Here is a 14,464-nt window from a genome sequence, read left to right on the forward strand (position 1 = left end):
GGCAGGGCGGGGGCGTGGCGGGCTAGGCAGCGGGAGAGCGCTCTCCCATAGCGCGAAAGCTTGCGCGGCCAAGTCCACCGTGCTGCATCCTCGCCCCGGGAGAGCGCTCTCCGGAACCGGGCGAATCCTTTCTCCTGTAAGCCGCGCCCTCCGGGCGGGACCTTCGCGTTCAGCCCACCCTGCGGGCGACGATCTGGAGGCGTTCGACGGTGTGGGCGTCGAGGGTGGCGACCGTGTCCTGGCGTTCGGCCTCGATCGCGAAGCCGTGGTCGGTCACCAGGGAACGCAGGTGGTCGGGGTCGTGGTGACGGAACACTCCACCGTCGGGAATCTCGAACACACCCCACGCGCCGTGGCGCTCCGCCTGCTCCCGGTAACGCTCCAGGTTGCGCAGGTCGTTCTGGAGCGGGACGTCGCTGAGGTACAGGACCCCGCCGCGGTGGACGAGGCGGGCCAGCTCGGCGACGATCGCCCGTTGCGCGACGTCGTCGGGGACACACGTCAGCACCGCGAACAGCAGCGCCGCCCCGAACGCGCCGTCCGGGTGCGGCAGGGGCAGCGCCTGGCGGTGTTCCAGGCTCAGCCCGGGGTGCTCGGCCCGCCCGCGCCGCACGAGCGCGGCCGAGGTGTCGACGCCGTGCGCGTCCGGGTATCCGAGCGCGGCCAGCTCGGCGGTCAGCCGCCCGTAGCCGCACCCGAAGTCGAGCACCCGCGCGCCCCGCGGCACATGGGCCGCGAGCAGGTCGCGGTCGAGGGGGTGGGTGAACGCCTTGGCGGCCCCGGTGGTCTCCCAGTAGCCGGATACGTCGAGCGACTCGGTCATGCCGGGACCGTACCCGCGCCTGCCCGGGGTTCAGTCGTGCCGCGCCAGCCAGGCCGCGGCCTCGGCCCGCAGCCCAGGGTCCTCGATCGCGTCCACCACCCAGCGGAGGTCTTCGACGGCGCGTTCCGTTTCCTGGAGCCGCGCGAGCGTTCCGGAGGCGCCCTGGCCGGGCGGGATGGGTTCCCCCGGCTCGTGGGAGCGGTCCTCGCCTGTGGCCTGCCCGCGGCGCCTGAGCTCGGCGGCGGCACGGGCCTCGGGGCGGGCGAGCGGCAGGGCGTCCAGGAGGCGGCGGGCCGAGCCGTCGGGGGTCAGCCCGGGAGGCAGCCCGACGAGCGGAGGCTCGTACCGGTGCGCGAGGGCGGCGAGCCTGACCCGCCGGGCCGCGGCCTCACATCGGCTGATCCCCCCGAGGGCGGGGGCCTGCGCGAGGAGGGAGTCCGCGAAGGCGAACCGTTGGGCGCTCTCCGCGCGAGTTACCGCCCGCAGCAGGCTGACCTCCGTCTCGACCAGGCCGAGGACGGCGTTCCACCACTGGGGTGGGATCCCATCGGGAAAGCGCTCACCGAGCCAGCGCGCCCGCGCCTCGGCGTCCGCGGCCCGCCGCAGCCAGTCGTAATCGGCCCTCACTCCCGACCATGGAGAGCGCTCTCCCAGTCATTGGTCGGCTCACACCCCCGACACATTGGCCCATTGCACCAACTGGTGTGCGAGCGGCGGCGGTCGAGGGCGGGATACGGCAGGTGCCGCGGATCAGGCCGTCGTCGCCAGGGCGGGGCTGGTGAACGCGGCGTCGCGCGCCTGGTCGTAACGGTGCAGGAGCAGCCGCGCCAGCGCCGGGTGCGGGGCCAGCGGCGCGGCGACCGCCCCCGGGGCCGCCTCGGCGCAGCGGGTGCTGAACAGCCCCGGCGCCACGAAGCACGACGCCATCGCGATGCCATGGTGGCCCTCGGCGCGCAAGCGCTCCACCGCCTCGGCCACCGTGGGGCGGGCCGCCGACGCGTAGGCCGGAAGGACCCGGGCGCCGCCCAGGCGGGTGGCGAGCATCTGGGCGGTGTAGCCGGTGCCCGCCGCGGACTCGGGGTCGAGTGAGCCCGCCGCGGCGAGGATCACCGCGTCGCCGCGCCGGTGGCCCGCCTCGACCAGGCGGCTGTGCAGCGCCTCGGCCAGCAGCGGGTGGGGGCCGAGGCATGCGGCGGTGGTCACGTTCAGGCGGGGGTTGGCGCCCGCGACGATCGCGGGTATGTCGTGCTTGACGTGGTACCCCCTGCTGAACAGCAACGGCACGAGCACCGCCTCGCCGCGCAGACGGGCCAGCGTGTCGGCCAGGAGCGGCTTGTCGATCTCCAGGTGGCCCAGCTCGACACGCAGTCCCGGGCGCAGCGCGCGGACCAGCCGGACCAGCGCCTCGACGGCCCGGTGAGCCCGGGGGTCGGGTGAGCCGTGGGCCACGGCGACCAGGGTGGGCGGGATGCTACGGGCGTTGCGCATAACCGCCAGCCTGCGCCCCGGGCGTTGCGGCGGTGTTGCGCGAGTGTCACCACTGGCCGCTGCACTCCTCACCGCGCGCCACGCGCCCGGCTGAGGTCGCCGCCCCTGCCGGGTAACGCGGGGGGCGCCGCCGCGTAACACGTCCGTCGCACGATGAACCGCATGACGGGCATCACGGCGGACACGGAGGCGGGTGTGGCGGCGGGCGTGGCGGCGGGTGCGGAGGCGGGTGCGGAGGCGGGCATGGTGGGCACCAAGGCAGGCGCGGCGGTGGGCGCGGCGGTACGGGCCACGGAGACCCACTGCCCGTACTGCGCGCTCCAGTGCGGGATGGGTCTGCGGCCCGCGCCGGGGGCGGCGGGCGGGCTCGAGGTGGTGGAGCGGACCGCGTTCCCCGTGAACCGCGGCGCGCTGTGCGGCAAGGGCCGCACCGCCCCCGCCGTGCTGGCCGCCGGGGCGCGGCTGACCGGGCCCCTGGTGCGGCGCGGGGGCGAGCTGGTCCCCGCGGAGTGGGACGAGGCACTGGACCGGGTCGCGGAGGGACTGGCCGCGGTCCGCGAACGGCACGGGCCCGACGCCGTAGGCGTCTTCGGCGGCGGCGGGCTGACGAACGAGAAGGCGTACGCGCTCGGCAAGTTCACGCGGCTGGTGCTGGGCAGCTCGCAGATCGACTACAACGGCCGGTTCTGCATGTCGTCGGCCGCGGCGGCGGGGACGCGGGCGTTCGGGATCGACCGGGGGCTGCCGTTCCCGCTGGCCGACATCCCGCGCACCGGCTGCGTCCTGCTGGTCGGTTCCAACCTCGCCGAGACCATGCCTCCCGCGTTGCGCTACCTCACCGAGTTGCGGGAGAACGGCGGCACGCTGATCGTCGTGGATCCGCGGCGGACCCGCACGGCCGAGCAGGCTGACCTGCACCTCGCGCCGCGCCCGGGGACGGATCTGGCGCTGGCGTTGGGGCTGTTGCACCTGGTGGTGGCGGAAGGGCGCACGGACGAGGGGTTCATCAGGGAGCGCACGACGGGGTGGGAGGAGGCGCGCGCGGCGGCGATGGCGCACTGGCCCGAGCTGGTGGAGCGGATCACGGGGGTGCCCGTTCCGCTGCTGCGCGCGGCGGCGCGGATGTTCTGCGCGCCCGAGGCGGCGATGGCGCTGACGGCACGCGGGCCCGAGCAGCAGTCCAAGGGAACGGACACCGTTGGTGCGTGGATCAACCTCTGCCTCGCGACCGGCCGGGCCGGGAGAGCGCTCTCCGGGTATGGCTGTCTTACCGGGCAGGGCAACGGCCAGGGCGGGCGCGAACACGGGCAGAAGGCCGACCAGCTGCCGGGCTACCGGATGCTGGCCGACGCGGACGCGCGCGCCCATGTGGCCGGGGTGTGGGGCGTCGACCCCGACACGCTGCCGGGCCCTGGGCGCAGCGCCTACGAACTCCTCGACGCGCTCGGCAGGGACACCCCCGACGGGGTGCGGGCGCTGCTGCTGATGGCATCCAATCCGGTCGTCTCCGCGCCGCGCGCCGCGCACGTGGAGGAACGGATGCGGGCGCTCGACTTCCTGGCCGTGTGCGACGTGGTGCTATCGGAGTCGGCGCGGCTTGCGGACGTGGTGCTCCCGGTGACGCAGTGGGCGGAGGAGACGGGGACGCTGACCAATCTGGAGGGCCGGGTGCTGCTGCGGCACAAGGCCGTCGACCCGCCACCGGGGTGCAGGAGCGATCTCGAGGTGCTGCGGGGGCTGGCGGCGCGGCTGGGGTGGGAGAGCGGTTTCTCGACGGAGCCCGAGGAGGTATTCGACGAGCTGCGGCGGGCCTCGGCCGGGGGCAAGGCGGACTACTCGGGTATCACCTATGAGCGGATCGCACGGGAGGACGGGGTGTTCTGGCCATGCCCGGCGACGGAGGGCGCGGAGGGGCTGGGCGCGGGGGGCGGGGCGGGCTCGGAGAGCGGGGCGGGCTCGGAGAGCGCTCACCCGTCGGAGAGTTCGGAGAGCGCTCACCATTTGGAGAGCGCTCACCGCCCCGAGAGCCCTCGCCGCCCGGAGAGCCCTCACCGCTCGGAGAGCGCTCACCGCCCCGAAAGCCCTCACCGCCCGGAGAGCGCTCACCCGGGAACGCCGCGGCTGTTCCTGGACCGGTTCGCGACGCCGGACGGGCGGGCGCGGTTCGCGCCGGTGAGCCACCGGGCCTCGGCGGAGGAGCCGAGCGAGGAGTACCCGCTACTGCTGACCACGGGGCGGGTGCTCGCGCAGTACCAGTCGGGGGCGCAGACGCGGAGGGTGGGCGAGCTGAACGCCGCCGCGCCAGGCCCGTTCGTCCAGTTGCACCCCCGGCTCGCGGAACGGCTCGGCGCGGGCGAGGGCGACCGGCTCGCCGTGATCTCGCGGCGCGGCCGGGCGGTGGCGCCCGCGCGGATCAGCGGGGACATCAGGCCGGACACCGTTTTCATGCCGTTCCACTGGCCGGGTGAGGGGCGCGTCAACACGGTCACCAACCCGGCGCTCGATCCGGTGTCCCGCATGCCGGAGTTCAAGGTGTGCGCGGTCCGGGTGGAGCGGGCCGAAACGGGGCCAGAGGCCGACGGCGGGGCCCCGTAGCCGAGTTGCGGGGCGCCCGCCACCCGGCAGCATGGGGACATGACTGATCTGCCCCAGGACGTGATCGGGCTGCCCGGGCTGGCCGACGCGCACCTCGCGCTCGCGCGGCACAACGAGCACGGCCGCAGCGCCCATCTGTTCCTGCACGACGGACCGTTGCGGCAGAGCGTGATCGCGCTCGTCGGCGGCGCCGAGCTGGAGGAGCACAACGCGCCCCCCGCGGCCAGCCTCCATGTGTTGAGTGGCCGGGTGCGGCTGCTCTCGGAGCCGGGCGACACGGAGTTGGTGAGCGGCCAGGTGATGCGGATCCCGCAGCTGCGCCACGGGCTGATGGCGCTCGACGACTCGGTGATCGTGCTGACCTCGGTGACGGCGACGCCCGAGCCGGTCGTCGTGGACGACACGCGGCGAGGCCCCGGGGAGAGGAACGACGACAACCCCCTTTGACCCTTCGCGCACGACGCCGCGTCTCGGGAAGCGCTCTCCCAACGCCCCTCGGTGCACCGAGCCCAAGGGCACCGAGCTCGGCAGCACCGGCCCCAGGAGCACCGAGCGCGGATCAACCAGCCCGGGTCAACGCCCCCGGCAGCGCCCGGCCCTGAGCACTCGGCCCCAGGAGTGCCGCCAATGCCCCGGGGTAGGCGCGCCAGGGCAGGGAAACGCACGAGAGGCGGCCGTGCGACGCCCGCGCGGCGCGAGAAGGAGCGAGGGGCATGGGCTGGCGAGGGGACGACGAGCTGGGGCTGTTGAGCCGCCTCGACCGGCGGGTCTTCGACCGGGTCGCTTCCGCCCACCCGCCCGGCGTGCAGACGGTGCTGCCCGCGCTGAGCCACGCGGCGAACCACGGGCGGCTGTGGTTCGCGACGCTCGGCCATGGCCGTGTTCGGCGGGCGGGCCGGGCGGCGGGCGGCGTTGCGCGGGGTGGCGGCGCTGACGCTCGCGTCGTTCGCGACCAACACGATCATGAAGTACGCGCTGCGCAGGCAGCGCCCGTTGATCGACGCGGTGCCGCTCGCGCGCAGGCTGGCGCGGCAGCCGTTGACCAGCTCGTTCCCCTCGGGCCACGCGGCCTCGGCGGCCGCGTTCGCCACGGGGGTGGCGCTGGAGTCGCGGCGGTACGGGGCCGCGGTGGCGCCGGTCGCCGCCTCGCGCGTGTAGGTCGGCGTGCACTACCCGTCGGACGTGGTGGCGGGCACGGTGCTCGGCGTGGGCGCGGCGATGGCGACCGGGCACCGGTGGCCGCGCCGCCCGGTGCCCGCGCAGCGGGTGCACCACCGCGCCGAGGCGCCCGCGCTCCAGGACGGCGCGGGCCTGGTCGTGGTGGTCAACGACGGGGCGGGGCCAGGCGCGGCCGCCTCGGACGAGGACCGGCTGCGGGCGGTACCACCGCGCGCCGAGATTGTTCAACGATCCAACGATGAGGGTCTGGTGGCGTCGCTGGACGACGCGGCGCGGCGAGCGGCGCGCGCCGGGGGCGCGTTGGGCATCTGCGGGGGCGACGGGAGCGTGAACGCCGCGGCGGCGAGCGCGGTGGAGCACCGCGTGCCGCTCACGGTCTTCCCCGGCGGCACGCTCAACCACTTCGCCCTCGACACCGGCCATACAGACCTTCGAGGACACGGCCGCCGCGCTCCGCAAGGACGACGCGATCTCCGTCGACCTCGGCCGCGTGCGCCCGGTCGGCGGGGCCGAGGGCCCGACGCGGCACTTCCTCAACACGTTCAGCCTCGGCCTCTACCCCGAAGTCGTCCGCGCCCGCGCGTCGTTGGAGCGGCGCATCGGCAAGTGGCCTTCGGCCGCGGTCTCGTTGGCCCGGATGCCGCGCACCGGGCGCCCCGTAGACGTCGAGTTGAACGGTTACCCGCACCGGCTGTGGCTGCTGTTCGCGGGGAACGGCCTCTACTCCCCCGAGGGCTTCGCCCCCTCGCACCGCACCCACCTGGACGACGGGCTGCTCGACGTCCGCCTGGTGCCCGCGGACCGGCCGCTGGCCAGACGCGCGTGGTGTGCTCGGCGCTGACCGGGACGCTGGCCCGCTCGCGCGTGTACTCGGCGACCCGGCTGCCGCGCCTGCACCTGGCGGGCCTAAGCGAGGGCAGCTCCCTGGCGTTCGACGGCGAGGCGGGCCCGGCACCGGCGTCGTTGCTGCTCGAAAGGTGCGGGGCCACCTGACGGTCTACCGCCCGGTGCGCTCGGGCGACGAGGAGCTGCGCCCGCTGCCCGCGCCGCTGACCTGAGCGGCGCCGCCCCGCGCGCGGTGCTCGCTCGGGCTGATGCCGCGCTCCCGCTTGAACGCCGTGCTCAACGCGAACGCGCTGCCATACCCCACACGGCGGGCGACCGCCTCGAGTGTCACCTCCGGATCGCGCAGCAGCTCGGCGGCCAACTGGAGCCGCCAGCCCGTGAGATACGCCATCGGCGGCTCGCCGACCAGCTCGGTGAAACGGCGGGCCAGCGCCGCGCGCGAGACCCCGGACCTGGCGGCGAGGCCCGCGACGGTCCACGGGTGCGCGGGGTGGTCGTGGATCTGCCGCAGCGCGTGGCCGACCGCGGGGTCGCCGTGCGCGCGGTACCACGCGGGCGCCTCCGCGTCCGGCCGCGCGAACCACGCGCGCAGCGCCGCGATCAGCAGCAGGTCGAGCAGCCGGTCGAGAAGCACCTCCTGCCCTGGCTCGTCCTTGACGATCTCGCTGGAAAGCAGCCCGAGCAGCGGCCCGTCCCAGGCGCCGCGGCGCGGCACGAGCACCCGGGGCAGGGCGCGCAACAGCCGTGCGCTGACCTCCAGTGGGAGCTGGTAGGTGCCGATCAGCAGCTCGGTCCCGCCCTCGGGGTCGGTACCCCATGTGCGCACGCCGAGGTCGAGCGCCTCGCACAGGTCGGTGCCGTCGGGGCCGACGCTGCACCCGCCGGGCAGCACCCGCGTCGACAGCGGGGTGTCCGGGTCGTCCGCGACGGTGTAGGGCTCGGGGCCGCGCACCACCGCGATGTCCCCCTTCGCGAGTCGCACCGGGCACTCGCCCTCGGGAACGATCCACGCGTGGCCGCGCGTCACGCACGCCACGGTCAACGGCGCCTCGTCGCACACCCGTATCCCCCAGGGCGCGCTGAGCACGGCGCGCAACAGGAAGGCGCCCCGCGCGCGGGGGCCGTCGAGGAGGCTGGTCAGCGCGTCCATGCCACGAGCGTAGACGCACGCGCACGCGCATGCGCGTGAGCCTGACGGCGATGGCCGGGCGGGCGCCGCTCCGGTGGACTGAGGACATGGGCGCGGCACCGCCGCGCACCCTCGACGGAATCGGCGGGAGAGCGGTTTCCGCGATGGATGAGACGGATGAGATGAACGAGTTGGCCGAGATACCTGGCATAACGAACGACACGGACACGGACACGGACACCGACACCGACACCGACACCGACACCGACGGCAACACCAACGCCAACACCAACGCCAACGGCACCGTTGCGCCCGAGCGGATCCTGGTCCTGGGCGGCACCGGCAAGAGCGGTAGGCGCGTCGCGCGGCGGCTACCGGGCGCGCGGATCGGCTCACGCGCCGGAACCCCGCCGTTCCACTGGGAGGACCCCACGACCTGAGGGCCGGTGCTTGACGGGATGGAGGCCGTGTTCCTGTGCTACGTGCCCTACGCGGCGGCCGCCGTGGGCGCCCGAGGCGATCGGCGCGTTCTCCGAGCTGGCCGTGGCCAAGGGGGTGCGCTGCCTGGTGCCGCTCTCGGGCCGGGGCGAGGAGCGCGCGGTCGAGTCGGAACGGGCGATGCGGCGGGCGGGCGCACGTGCGAGCGCGGGTGCGAGCGCGGGTGCGAGCGCGGGTGCGAGCGCGGGTGCGAGCGCGGAGTGGACGGTGCTGCGCGGTAGTTGGTTCGCCCAGAACTTCAGCGAGGACTTCCTCCTGGACGCCGTCCTCGGCGGCGAGGTGGTGCTGCCCGCCGCGCCCGGGTGGCGGAGGCGTTCCTGGACGCCGAGGACATCGCGGACTGCGCGGTCGCGGCGCTCACCGGGCCTGGGCACGCGGGGCGGGTGTACGAGCTGACCGGGCCACGGCTGCTGACGTTCGAGGATGCGGTGGGCGAGATCGGCGCGGCGATCGGGCGGGACGTACGGTTCCTGGCGGTGCCGCCGGTGCGGTATGCCGAGATCCTGGCGGGGGCCGGGATGCCGCCCGAGGTGGCGGCGCTGCTGACCGAGGTGTTCGGCGCGGTGCTCGACGGGCGCAACGCCCGCCTCACCAGCGACGTGGCCGCGATCCCGGGCCGGGCGCCGCGCGACTTCTCCGCCTATGTGGCCGAGGCCGCGGCCACCGGGGCGCGAGGAGAGCGCTCTCCCATGCCGTCAGCGTTCAACTGAGCCCTGTTCGGGCACATGTCGAGGAACCAGCCCGCGGCGCCAGCCGGTCGCGCGCGGACGGGCGACGAGACGGCGATCGTGGGCGTTCACCAGACGTCCCCGTCGCGCCAGTCGCACACCAGCTCCCCCTCGATGTCGAGGCGCGCCGTCACCGGCAGGACGTACACCCCGTCGTCCTCCTCCTCGGTGCGCACTATGCCCAGCGGGGTCAGCGCGAACGTCGGCCCCTGCCACGAAAGCCAGCCGCGTGACATGTACAGGGCGCGGGCCGACTCGGTCGTGGAGAGCGCTCCCAGGTCGTATGCGCCGCGGATCACCCGCTCCAACGCCGCCATCAGCGCCGCGCCATGGCCCCGGCCGCGCTGGTCGTGGCGGACGCCGACGCCCTCGACATAGCCGGTGCGCAGCGAGCGGCCCCCGTGCAGGACCCGGCGCTGGACGACGGACGCGTGGCCGACCAACTCCCCGTCCGCATAGGCCAGGGCGTGCATCCCGCCCAGGGCGTGTTCCCAGTCGAGGTCGCCCAGGTCGCCGTCGAACGCCTGATGCAGGAGAGCGCGTACCGCGGCGAGGGTGGCGGGGTCGAGATCGGCGGTGTGGGCGGTGCGCACCTCGGTCATGGGGATCATTCCTTGCGGCGGAGCGGGGTGGGTCAGCCAGCCGCGGCCGACGCGGGACGGCCGGGAGCGCGGGCGGCTGCGAGTGGCGCCAGTTCCTGGGAGGGCGGGCGCCGTTGAGGCACCGGAGTGGGGCGGTTCGCTGAGGGAACGGGCTTGGGCGGGCCACGTGCCCGGGGCGGTGGTCCCGGCGAACGCCGCGTGGCGGGTGAGTGGGGCGTCGGGGTCGGCGCCGAGGTCAGGGCCGGGGTCGGCGTCGGGGTCGGGGTCGGGGTGAGGGTCGGCGATGCGGGTTTCGTGGGGGAACGGGGTGGCCCGGCTCAGGCGGGCGACCCCCTCGGCGATCGACTCCGCCCCTATCCGGCCGAGATCGGCCGGGGGCAGCTCGAACGACTCGGCCGACGGCCGGGCGGTGCCGACGGTCAAGGTGTGGGGTGTGGAGCCCGAGGAAGTCCGCACGGGCGCAGCGTATCCGGCTCACAGCCTCGGGGAAGCGGTGCTGAGCGCAGCGTTGCCCAGGAGAAACGGCAGTGATGCCGACGGGTAACAGCGCCGCCGCACGCTCGGGGCATGGCTGGTGGGTCGGTGGACACGCGCGTGGTGGTCGTGGGCGGCGGAATGGCCGGTGCGCGGCTCGCGTGGCAGCTCGGCACCGCGCCGGGCGCCACGGTGACGGTGCTCGCCGATGAGCCGCACCCCGCGTACAACCGCGTGCTGCTCGCCGAGGTGCTGGCCGGGCGCTACCCGGCCGAGGTGATCGCCCTTCCGAGGCCCGGCGCGAACGTCGCGTGGCGGGCCGGAACGCGGGTGAAGCGAATCAACCGCGCGGCGCGGACAGTTGAGTGCGCCGACGGGACGCGGGTCGGCTATGACGTGCTGGTGCTGGCCACGGGGTCGCATCCGGTACTGCCGCCGTTGCGGGGCCTGTTGCCGCCGGGCGGGGGCGAACTCCTGGACGGCGTATACCCGTTCCGCACGCTGGACGACTGCCTGGCGCTGCGCGGCGCGGTGTCGGCCGCGGGTCCCGCGCCCCGGGCGGTGGTGATCGGCGGCGGGCTGCTCGGCGTCTCGGCCGCCCGCGCGCTGGCCGAGTTGGGTGTCCATGTGGTGCTCGCCCACCAGGGGGAGCACCTGCTCGAGCGCCATGTCGACCCGGACGCGGGCGCGTTGCTGCGCGACCATCTGGCCGCCAGGGGTGTCGAGGTGCACACCGAGTGCCGGGTGCGGGGCGTGGCGACGGCCCGGGGAACGCGCCGGGTGACGGGCGTGCGGCTGGCCGACGGCTATGCGCTCGACGCCGAACTCGTCGTGCTCGCCTGCGGGGTGCGGCCCCGCGTCAGCCTGGCGCGCGCGGCCGGGCTCGCCCTCGGAACACGGGGCGGGATCGTCGTCGACGACCGGCTGCGCACGCCGGACGACCCGCGCGTGTACGCCGTGGGTGACTGCGCGGAGCACCGCGGTGTGCTGCACGGCCTGGCCGGGGCGGCACAGGACCAGGCCGATGTGCTGGCCCGGGTGCTCGGCGGCGACCCGGACGCCCGCTACGGGGGAACGCGCGCGCTGGTCCGCCTCACGCTCCCCGATCGCGGCGAACGCGGCCACCGCGAGGCGCACGGCCACCGTGAGGCGCGCGGCGAACGCGGCGAACGCGGCCAGCGGGGCGCGCGGGCCGAACCGGCCCTTGGTTCCCTGGACTTGGCCGCCTTCGGGGAGACCTCGCCCGCCCCGGGCGACGACGTGGTGCGCCTCGCGGACGCCACGCGCGGCGCCTACCGCAGGATCGTCGTCCGCGGCGACCGGCTGCGCGGCGGGGTCTTGCTCGGCGACCTGGGCGGGGTCGCCGCGCTCGCCAGCGCGTGGGAGAGCGACGAGGCCCTCCCCGCCAGCCCGTTGCTCCATCTGCTGACCCACGACGGAGGGTACTGAGCCATGGACCCCACCACACGCACTCCCACGATCGTGCTGATCGGCCACGGGATGGTCGGCCAGCGGTTCCTGGAGGAGCTGGCCGAGCGGGGGGTGAGCGGGCGGGCGCGCGTGGTCGTGCTGTGCGAGGAGCCGCGGCCCGCCTACGACCGGGTGCACCTCACCTCGTACTTCTCCGGCACATCGCCGGAGGAACTCTCCCTGCTGCCCGAGGGGTTCACGGAGAAGCACGGCATCGAGCTGAGGGTGGGCGACCCGGCCGTCGCCGTGGACCGGGCGGCGCGGGTGGTGACGGCGCGCTCGGGGGCCTCGTTCGCCTATGACACGCTCGTACTGGCGACGGGCAGCGCGCCGTTCGTGCCGCCGGTGCCGGGCCGGGACGCCGAGGGCTGTTTCGTCTACCGCACGATCGAGGATGTGCGGGCCATCGAATCCTATGCGCAAGGCCGCCGCGCGGGCGTGGTGGTGGGCGGCGGGCTGCTCGGCCTGGAAGCCGCGGGAGCGCTCTTTGGCCTGGGTCTCGAGACCCATGTGGTGGAGTTCAACGAGCGGTTGATGGCGATCCAGGTGGACGAGGGCGGCGGCGCGGCGCTGCGGCGGACCGTCGAGAACCTCGGCCTGGTCGTGCACACCGGCGTCGGCGGCCAGGAGATCACCCGGGGCGCGGCGGGCGAGGTCACCGGGATAGCGCTCTCCGATGGCTCGACGGTGGCCGCCGACCTGGTGGTGTTCTCCGCCGGGGTGCGGCCACGCGACCAGCTCGCCAGGGAGGCGGGCCTCGCGGTCGGCGAGCGCGGCGGCGTGGTGGTGGACGAGCGGTGCCGCACCGCCGACCCCGCGGTCTACGCGATCGGCGAGTGCGCCCGCGCGGTGGACGGCACGGTCTACGGCCTGGTCGCCCCCGGCTACGAGATGGCCACGACGGCGGCCGAGGCGATCGCCCGCGACCTGTCTCCCGAGCAGCCGCAACGGGCGGGCGGCGGACCGGCGTTCACGGGCGCCGACACCTCGACCAAGCTCAAGCTGCTCGGCGTGGACGTGGCCTCGTTCGGCGACGCGCAGGGCACCGCCGACGGCTGCCTCGACGTCGTCTACGCCGACTCGCGCTCGGGGGTCTACAAGAAGCTGGTGATGGGCCGCGACGGCACCCTGCTCGGCGGGGTGCTGGTGGGCGACGCGGAGGCGTACGCGCTGCTGCGTCCGCTGACCGGGAGTGTGCCGCCCGCCGCGCCCGAGCGCCTGGTGCTGCCCGCCGGTCTGGGCCCGCCCACCGCGCTCGGCCCCTCGACGCTGCCGGACGAGGCGGTGGTGTGCAACTGCCACAACGTCACCAAGGGCACCATCCGCGCGGCCGTCGCCGACGAGGGCTGCGTCACCGTTCCCGAGGTGAAGCGCTGCACCAAGGCGGGTACGGGCTGCGGGAGTTGCCTCAAGGTGCTGGGCCAGCTCGTGAACGACGAGCTGGCGGCGAGCGGCGTCGCGGTGGACACGGGTCTGTGCGGCTGCTTCGCGCACACCCGGCAGGAGCTGTACGAGATCGTGCGCGTCCGCCGGATCATCTCCTACCGGACGCTGCTCGACGAGCACGGCCGCGACCCGGCGCGCGGCGGCGACGGCTGCGAGGTGTGCAAGCCCGCGGTGGCCTCCGTCATCGCCTCGCTCGCCCCGTCCATCGGCGCCGAAGAGCATGTGCTCGACGGCGAACAGGCCGCGCTCCAGGACACCAACGACCACTTCCTCGCCAACCTCCAGAAGAACGGCTCCTATTCGGTGGTCCCCCGCGTGCCGGGCGGCGAGATCACCCCGGAGAAGCTGATCGTGATCGGCGAGGTGGCAAGGGACTTCGGCCTCTACACCAAGATCACGGGGGGCCAGCGGATCGACATGTTCGGCGCCCGGGTCGATCAACTTCCGCGGATCTGGGCCAGGTTGGTCGAGGCGGGCTTCGAGTCCGGGCACGCCTACGGCAAGGCGTTGCGCACGGTGAAGTCGTGTGTGGGCTCGACGTGGTGCCGCTACGGGGTGCAGGACAGCGTGCGGATGGCGATCGATCTGGAGCTGCGTTACCGGGGTTTGCGCTCGCCGCACAAGCTCAAGTCGGCGGTCTCCGGCTGCGCCCGCGAGTGCGCCGAGGCCATGGGCAAGGACTTCGGCGTGATCGCCACGGCCAACGGCTGGAACCTCTACGTCGGCGGCAACGGCGGCGCGACCCCGCGCCATGCGGACCTGCTGGCTCAGGACCTCTCGGACGCCGAACTGGTGCGGCTGATCGACCGGTTCCTGATGTTCTACATCCGCACTGCCGACCGCCTGGAGCGCACCTCGGTGTGGCTGGAGCGGATCGAGGGCGGCCTTGAGCATGTACGGGACGTGGTGGTGCGCGACTCCCTCGGCATCTGCGACGAGTTGGAGGCGCTGATGGCGGCGCATGTCGCCAGCTACCGCGACGAGTGGGCCGAGACGCTGGGCGATCCGGAGAAGCTGCGGCGTTTCGTGTCGTTCGTCAACGCCCCTGACGTGCCCGACCCGACCGTGCGGTTCGTGCCCGAACGCGACCAGCTCAAGCCCGACTTGACGCTGCTCACCCTCGCCTCCCCGAAGCGGAGCGCGGCCCGATGACCACGCGGATCAAGACGAACACGCGGATCGAGAC

Annotated in this window: 15 protein-coding genes and 1 pseudogene; 10 read left to right on the top strand and 6 right to left on the bottom strand. The window is 74.6% G+C overall.

Annotated features, from left to right (window positions below; genetic code table 11):
- Positions 1-169 precede the first annotated feature (169 nt).
- The 3 genes from DEH69_RS11595 to DEH69_RS11605 all read right to left on the bottom strand — a co-directional run bounded on the left by DEH69_RS11595 (position 170) and on the right by DEH69_RS11605 (position 2,311).
- Complete coding sequence (locus tag DEH69_RS11595) at positions 170-823, bottom strand: bifunctional 2-polyprenyl-6-hydroxyphenol methylase/3-demethylubiquinol 3-O-methyltransferase UbiG (protein WP_113686847.1); 654 nt, start codon at positions 821-823, stop codon at positions 170-172.
- 30 nt (positions 824-853) lie between these two features.
- Positions 854-1,450: a hypothetical protein gene (locus DEH69_RS11600; RefSeq protein ID WP_113686848.1), complete on the bottom strand. Its 597-nt coding sequence runs from the start codon at positions 1,448-1,450 to the stop codon at positions 854-856.
- A 123-nt stretch (positions 1,451-1,573) separates the two neighbouring features.
- Positions 1,574-2,311, bottom strand: a complete 738-nt coding sequence (locus tag DEH69_RS11605; protein WP_113686849.1) for a sirohydrochlorin chelatase — start codon at positions 2,309-2,311, stop codon at positions 1,574-1,576.
- Positions 2,312-2,554: 243 nt separating this feature from the next.
- On the opposite strand from DEH69_RS11605, the gene DEH69_RS11610 reads away from it, so the two are divergent.
- From DEH69_RS11610 to DEH69_RS33400, 3 genes are all read left to right on the top strand, one after another.
- Positions 2,555-4,906 (top strand): molybdopterin oxidoreductase family protein, encoded by a 2,352-nt coding sequence (locus DEH69_RS11610; RefSeq protein ID WP_113686922.1) that lies wholly within the window; start codon positions 2,555-2,557, stop codon positions 4,904-4,906.
- 39 nt (positions 4,907-4,945) lie between these two features.
- On the top strand, positions 4,946-5,353 hold the full coding sequence (locus DEH69_RS11615; protein ID WP_258534601.1) for a cupin: 408 nt from the start codon (positions 4,946-4,948) through the stop codon (positions 5,351-5,353).
- Between the two features lie 426 nt (positions 5,354-5,779).
- Complete coding sequence (locus tag DEH69_RS33400; RefSeq protein WP_309302779.1) at positions 5,780-6,064, top strand: phosphatase PAP2 family protein; 285 nt, start codon at positions 5,780-5,782, stop codon at positions 6,062-6,064.
- 11 nt (positions 6,065-6,075) lie between these two features.
- On the opposite strand, the gene DEH69_RS33405 is transcribed toward DEH69_RS33400, so the two are convergent.
- Positions 6,076-6,234 (bottom strand): hypothetical protein, encoded by a 159-nt coding sequence (locus DEH69_RS33405; protein ID WP_309302784.1) that lies wholly within the window; start codon positions 6,232-6,234, stop codon positions 6,076-6,078.
- On the opposite strand from DEH69_RS33405, the pseudogene DEH69_RS33410 reads away from it, so the two are divergent.
- The 3 genes and pseudogenes from DEH69_RS33410 to DEH69_RS33420 all read left to right on the top strand — a co-directional run.
- Positions 6,227-6,445: pseudogene (locus tag DEH69_RS33410) on the top strand (phosphoesterase); the annotation flags it as partial. The gene DEH69_RS33405 and the pseudogene DEH69_RS33410 sit on opposite strands and share 8 nt — an antisense overlap.
- A 130-nt stretch (positions 6,446-6,575) precedes the next feature.
- Complete coding sequence (locus DEH69_RS33415; RefSeq protein ID WP_309302785.1) at positions 6,576-6,926, top strand: hypothetical protein; 351 nt, start codon at positions 6,576-6,578, stop codon at positions 6,924-6,926.
- Positions 6,911-7,078 carry a hypothetical protein gene (locus DEH69_RS33420; RefSeq protein WP_309302786.1) on the top strand — a complete coding sequence of 56 codons (168 nt, stop codon included), beginning with the start codon at positions 6,911-6,913 and terminating at the stop codon, positions 7,076-7,078. Before DEH69_RS33415 ends, DEH69_RS33420 begins: the two co-directional genes overlap by 16 nt.
- Before the next feature lie 4 nt (positions 7,079-7,082).
- Here the strand turns inward: DEH69_RS33420 and DEH69_RS11625 are convergent, their stop codons facing one another.
- The gene (locus DEH69_RS11625) at positions 7,083-8,081 is read right to left on the bottom strand and encodes an AraC family transcriptional regulator (RefSeq protein WP_113686850.1); all 999 of its coding nucleotides are present in this window, start codon (positions 8,079-8,081) and stop codon (positions 7,083-7,085) included.
- A gap of 143 nt (positions 8,082-8,224) precedes the next feature.
- Between DEH69_RS11625 and DEH69_RS32630 the strand changes: the two genes are divergently transcribed.
- Together DEH69_RS32630 and DEH69_RS33425 are read left to right on the top strand one after the other, a co-directional pair.
- Positions 8,225-8,500, top strand: a complete 276-nt coding sequence (locus tag DEH69_RS32630) for a hypothetical protein (RefSeq protein WP_258534602.1) — start codon at positions 8,225-8,227, stop codon at positions 8,498-8,500.
- Positions 8,501-8,860: 360 nt separating this feature from the next.
- Positions 8,861-9,268, top strand: a complete 408-nt coding sequence (locus DEH69_RS33425; protein ID WP_309302780.1) for a hypothetical protein — start codon at positions 8,861-8,863, stop codon at positions 9,266-9,268.
- 86 nt (positions 9,269-9,354) lie between these two features.
- Here DEH69_RS33425 and DEH69_RS33430 read toward each other — a convergent pair whose 3' ends face one another.
- Positions 9,355-10,344: a GNAT family N-acetyltransferase gene (locus DEH69_RS33430; RefSeq protein ID WP_309302781.1), complete on the bottom strand. Its 990-nt coding sequence runs from the start codon at positions 10,342-10,344 to the stop codon at positions 9,355-9,357.
- Between the two features lie 111 nt (positions 10,345-10,455).
- Here DEH69_RS33430 and DEH69_RS11640 point away from each other — a divergent pair, with 111 nt between their 5' ends.
- Positions 10,456-11,811: an NAD(P)/FAD-dependent oxidoreductase gene (locus DEH69_RS11640; RefSeq protein WP_113686851.1), complete on the top strand. Its 1,356-nt coding sequence runs from the start codon at positions 10,456-10,458 to the stop codon at positions 11,809-11,811.
- Positions 11,812-11,814: 3 nt separating this feature from the next.
- Positions 11,815-14,430 carry a nitrite reductase large subunit NirB gene (gene nirB / locus DEH69_RS11645; protein ID WP_113686852.1) on the top strand — a complete coding sequence of 872 codons (2,616 nt, stop codon included), beginning with the start codon at positions 11,815-11,817 and terminating at the stop codon, positions 14,428-14,430.
- Positions 14,431-14,464 lie beyond the last annotated feature (34 nt).

The organism is Streptomyces sp. PT12 (assembly GCF_003311645.1).
Classification (GTDB): Bacteria; Actinomycetota; Actinomycetes; order Streptomycetales; family Streptomycetaceae; genus Streptomyces.